A 4,563-nucleotide genomic window follows, 5' to 3' on the forward strand; every position below is an offset into this window, starting at 1 on the left:
GGATCCAGGTGATGTATGAGGGCCGCAATATCGCCGAGCGCAACATCGCCGACACCAACATCGAGGAAGTCGTCGACCTGATCGTCGGCCGGAAATTCACCGCCCGGTCGGCCCGCATGGCCCCGGGCGCGGAGGCGCGGGCATGAACGCGGCGGGGAGCACTGCGATGACCGAGCAGCAGGGCGAGGCCAAGGCCGACCGGCCGCCGGGGTTGCGCCACCGGGTGATGGCCAATGGCGGCGTCGCCAGCATCTTCATCTTCTTCCTGGCGGTCTGCATCCTGTTCGGCCTGGTCACGGACGCCTTCCTGACCGAGGCCAACATCCTCAACATCCTGCGGCAGAGCGCGCCGCTGCTGATCGTCGCCACGGCGATGACCTTCGTCATCACCACCGGCGGCATCGACCTGTCGGTCGGCTCGATGCTCGGCCTGGTCGGCGCCCTGTCGGCGGTGCTGCTGCAGGCCGGCGTGCCCTGGCCGCTGGCGCTGGTGGGGCTGGTGCTGCTGGGCGCGGCGATCGGCGCGCTGCAGGGCTTCTTCATCGCCTATGAGGGTATTCCGGCCTTCATCGTCACCCTGGCCGGCCTCGGCATCATCCGCGGCGTGGCGCTGCTGATCACCCAGGGCTATTCGATCCCGGTCGACCCCGGCAGCGGCTTCGTCGAGATCGGCCGCGGCTGGGTCGTGGGCCTGCCGATGCCGGCGCTGATCGCCGTCGCGGTGCTGGCGCTCGGAATCGTGATCTTCACCCAGACCCGCTTCGGCCGCTACGTCACCGGCATCGGCGCCAATGCCGAGGCGGTGCGCCGCGCCGGCGTGAACATCCGGCGGGTGACCCTGCTGGTCTATGTCCTGTCCGGCGCCGCCGCGGCGCTGGCCGCGGTGGTGATCGCGGCGCGGCTCGGCAGCGGGTCGGCCAATGCCGGAGCGGGGTTCGAGCTCGAGGTCATCGCCGCGGTGGTGCTGGGCGGCACCAGCCTGTTCGGCGGCCGCGGCACCATGATCGGCACCGTGCTCGGCGCCCTGACCGTGGCGGTGATCGGCAACGGCCTGATCCTGGCGCATATGTCGCCCTTCCTGACCCCGATTATCACCGGCGTGATCATCCTGATCGCGATCTGGCTCAACTTCCGGATCTTCCGGACCACGACCCGCCGCTGAGGCTGAAGATGACGACCACTGACACCATCGGCGTGCGCTCCGGCCAGGTCATGACCGTGCTGGGGCCGATCCCGGTCGAGGCCATGGGCGTGACTCTGATGCATGAGCACATTCTGCTCGACACCTCCAGCTGGTGGCGCCGGCCCTGCTGCGCCAGCCATATCGCCCTGGCCGAGAAGCCGATCGACATCACCATGATCGGCGAGCTGCGGATGAACCCGTTCCTGAACCGGGACAACTGCTTCCTGCTCGACACCGACCTGGCGGTGGAGGAGCTGGGCAAGTTCGCCGAGCTGGGCGGCGCCACCGTGGTCGACCCGACCTGCTTCGGCATCGGCCGCGACCCGGAGGCGCTGCAGCGCATCGCCCGCCGCACCGGGCTGAACATCGTCATGGGCTCCGGCTACTATCTCGGCCAGTCGCACCCGGAGGAGGTGCGCGACATGGACGCCGACACCATCGCCGAGCGCATCGTGCGCGATGTCGGCGGAGCGCCGCCGCCGGAAGACGATGACCAGCCGGTGATCCCGGCCGGGCTGATCGGCGAGATCGGCGTCAGCAAGAATTTCACGGCGGAGGAGGAGAAGTCGCTGCGCGGCGCCGCCCGCGCCTCGCGCCGCACCGGCGTGCCGCTGTCGATCCACCTGCCGGGGTGGGAGCGGCTGGCCCACCGCGTGCTGGACGTGGTCGAGGAGGAGGGGGCGGATCTGCGGCACACGGTGCTGTGCCACATGAACCCCAGCCATGGCGACCTGGCCTATCAGCGGGCGCTGGCCGACCGCGGCGCCTTCCTCGAATACGACATGATCGGCATGGACTACTACTATGCCGACCAGAAGGCGCAGTCGCCGAGCGACGAGGAGAATGCCCGGGCGATCGTCAGCCTGATCGACTCCGGCCATGCCGACCGGCTGCTGCTGTCGCAGGACGTGTTCCTGAAGATGATGCTGACCCGCTATGGCGGCTTCGGCTACGGCTACATCCTGAAGCATTTCGTGCCGCGGCTGCGCCGCCACGGCGTCGATCGCGCGACGATCGACAGCCTCCTGATCGACAATCCGCGGCGGGTCTTCTCCGCCGCCCACAACACCAAGGCCTGATCCATGGCGAAGCACAAGATCCTGCTGGCGGGCGAATCCTGGGTGTCGACTGCGACCCACATCAAGGGGTTCGACCAGTTCCCGACCGTGACCTACCACCAGGGCGCCGAGCCTCTCCTGGAGGCGCTGAAGGACTCGCCTTTCGCCATCGACTACATGCCGGCGCATCTGGCGCAGCGTGACTTCCCGCAGACGCTCGAGGGCCTGCAGGCCTACGACGCGGTGATCCTGTCCGACATCGGCGCCAATACGCTGCTGCTGCACCCGGACACCTGGGTGCACAGCAAGCGCACGCCGAACCGGCTGAAGCTGCTGCGCGACTATGTCCGCGGCGGCGGCGGCCTCCTGATGTTCGGCGGCTATTACAGCTTCCAGGGCATCAACGGCGGTGCCCGCTTCCACAAGACCGCGGTGGAGGAGGTGCTGCCGGTCGAGATCCTGCCGGTCGACGACCGGGTCGAGGTGCCGGAAGGGTTCGACCCGAAGCTGGTCGCCGACCACCCGATCCTGACCGGGCTGCCGGGGCCGTGGCCGGCGCTGCTCGGCTTCAACGAGGTCAAGCCGAAGCCGGGCGCCCAGGTGCTGGCCACGGTCGGCGCGGAGTATGGCGACCTGCCGCTGCTGGTGGTCGGGGAATACGGGCAGGGCCGCACTTTGGCCTGGACCTCCGACATCGGCCCGCATTGGCTGCCGCCGGACTTCGCGGCGTGGCCGGGCTATGGCCGCCTGTGGTCGCAGGCCCTGGCCTGGACGATCGGGAAGGCGTAGTCCGTCCGCCATGACGGTCCATGTCGTCGGCAATGCCTGTCTCGACACGCTCTACCGGCTCCAGCGCTTCCCGGAGCCGGGGGAGACGGTGGTGGCCGACGGCATGGCGGAGGATCTGGGCGGGAAGGGGCTGAACCAGGCGGTGGCGGCGGCCCGCGCCGGCGCGCGGGTCCGGCTGTTCGCCGCCATCGGCACCGACGCCGTCGGCGGGACAGTGGCAGAGCGGCTGGCCGTTGAGGGGATCGATCCGGCCGGTCTGGTCCGGCTCGACGGGCCGACCGACCGTTCGATGATCCAGGTCGATGCCGCCGGCGAGAACACGATCATCAGCGTCACCGCCTGCGCCGACCGTTTCGCCCCGCCGCAGGGCACCGAACTCGACACTGCGCTCAAACCCGGCGACCTGCTGCTGATGCAGGGCAATCTGCGGATCGCGGCGGTGCGGGACGGATTCATCCTGGCCCGCGCTCGCGGCGTCGGCACCATCCTGAATCCGTCGCCGATCCGGGAGCCCTACGCCCCGGTGCTGCCGCTGACCGACCTGCTGGTGGTCAACCGCGGCGAGGCCTGCCGGCTGGGCGGCGACCCCGACCCGCATCGGGCGGCGCAGGCGCTGCTGCGCCGTGGCGCGGCCATGGTTATCGTCACCCTCGGCGCCGCCGGCGCCTCGGTGCTGACGGCGGACGGCCGCAAAGACTACCCCGCGCCGGATGTGGCGGCGGTCGACACCGCCGGGGCCGGCGACCTGCTGTGCGGCATGCTGGCCGGGCTGCTGGATCGCGGCGCCGCGATCGAGGCGGCGCTGCCCGTCGCCATCCGCGCCGCCGCCATCGGCGTGACCCGTCCCGGCGTCCTGTCTTCCTTTCCGAGCCGGGCGGAGATCGATGCGATCCTGCCTGCATCCCTGGCCCGAGGAGGGGCCGAGCGATGACCGAGACCAAGCCTGTGGCCGAGAACCGTGGCCATGCCATCCGCGACATCTTTGGCCGGACCAAGGCGGTGATCGGCGTCATCCACCTGCTGGCGCTGCCCGGTGCGCCGCACTATCGCGGCGGCGGTGTGGAGGCGATCACCGATCGCGCCATGGCCGATGCCGAGGCCTATCTGGCCGGCGGCTGCGACGGGCTGATCGTCGAGAACCATGGCGACATCCCGTTCTCCAAGCCCGACGACATCGGGCCGGAGACGGCGTCGCACATGGCGGTGATCGCCGACCGCATCCGCCGCGAGTTCGGCAAGCCGATCGGCATCAACGTGCTGGCCAACGCGGCGATCCCGGCCTTCGCCGTCGCCTCGGCGGCGCAGGCCGCCTTCGTGCGGGTGAACCAATGGGCCAATGCCTATGTCGCCAATGAGGGCCTCGTCGAGGGCGAGGCGGCGCGGGCGCTACGTTATCGCGCCCAGCTGCGGGCCGACGGCATCCGCGTCTTCGCCGATGCGCATCACCGGCGCCTGTAATGGCGGTATCATTGTCGGCCACCAGCTGACTGCCGTATATGTAGACAATGGAGCCGGAGACCCGTTCTTTGTTTT

5 protein-coding genes are annotated in these 4,563 nt (G+C 69.8%); all 5 read left to right on the forward strand.

Features of this window, described 5'->3' with window-relative positions; translation table 11 throughout:
• Positions 1-166 precede the first annotated feature (166 nt).
• Genes ABDW35_RS32655 through ABDW35_RS32675 form a run of 5 tightly spaced genes read left to right on the forward strand, consistent with a single transcriptional unit; the run spans position 167 to position 4,488 of the window.
• Complete coding sequence (locus ABDW35_RS32655; protein WP_343718020.1) at positions 167-1,162, forward strand: ABC transporter permease; 996 nt, start codon at positions 167-169, stop codon at positions 1,160-1,162.
• Positions 1,163-1,170: 8 nt separating this feature from the next.
• A complete protein-coding gene (locus ABDW35_RS32660) occupies positions 1,171-2,262 on the forward strand; it encodes a hypothetical protein (protein ID WP_343718021.1) in 1,092 nt (363 codons plus the stop codon).
• A 3-nt stretch (positions 2,263-2,265) separates the two neighbouring features.
• Entirely contained in the window at positions 2,266-3,030 is a 765-nt protein-coding gene (locus tag ABDW35_RS32665) for a glutamine amidotransferase (RefSeq protein ID WP_343718022.1), read from the forward strand.
• Between the two features lie 10 nt (positions 3,031-3,040).
• A complete protein-coding gene (locus ABDW35_RS32670) occupies positions 3,041-3,961 on the forward strand; it encodes a ribokinase (protein ID WP_343718023.1) in 921 nt (306 codons plus the stop codon).
• Complete coding sequence (locus ABDW35_RS32675; RefSeq protein WP_343718024.1) at positions 3,958-4,488, forward strand: BtpA/SgcQ family protein; 531 nt, start codon at positions 3,958-3,960, stop codon at positions 4,486-4,488. Before ABDW35_RS32670 ends, ABDW35_RS32675 begins: the two co-directional genes overlap by 4 nt.
• Positions 4,489-4,563 lie beyond the last annotated feature (75 nt).

It is taken from the genome of Inquilinus sp. (assembly GCF_039594555.1).
GTDB lineage: Bacteria > Pseudomonadota > Alphaproteobacteria > DSM-16000 > Inquilinaceae > Inquilinus.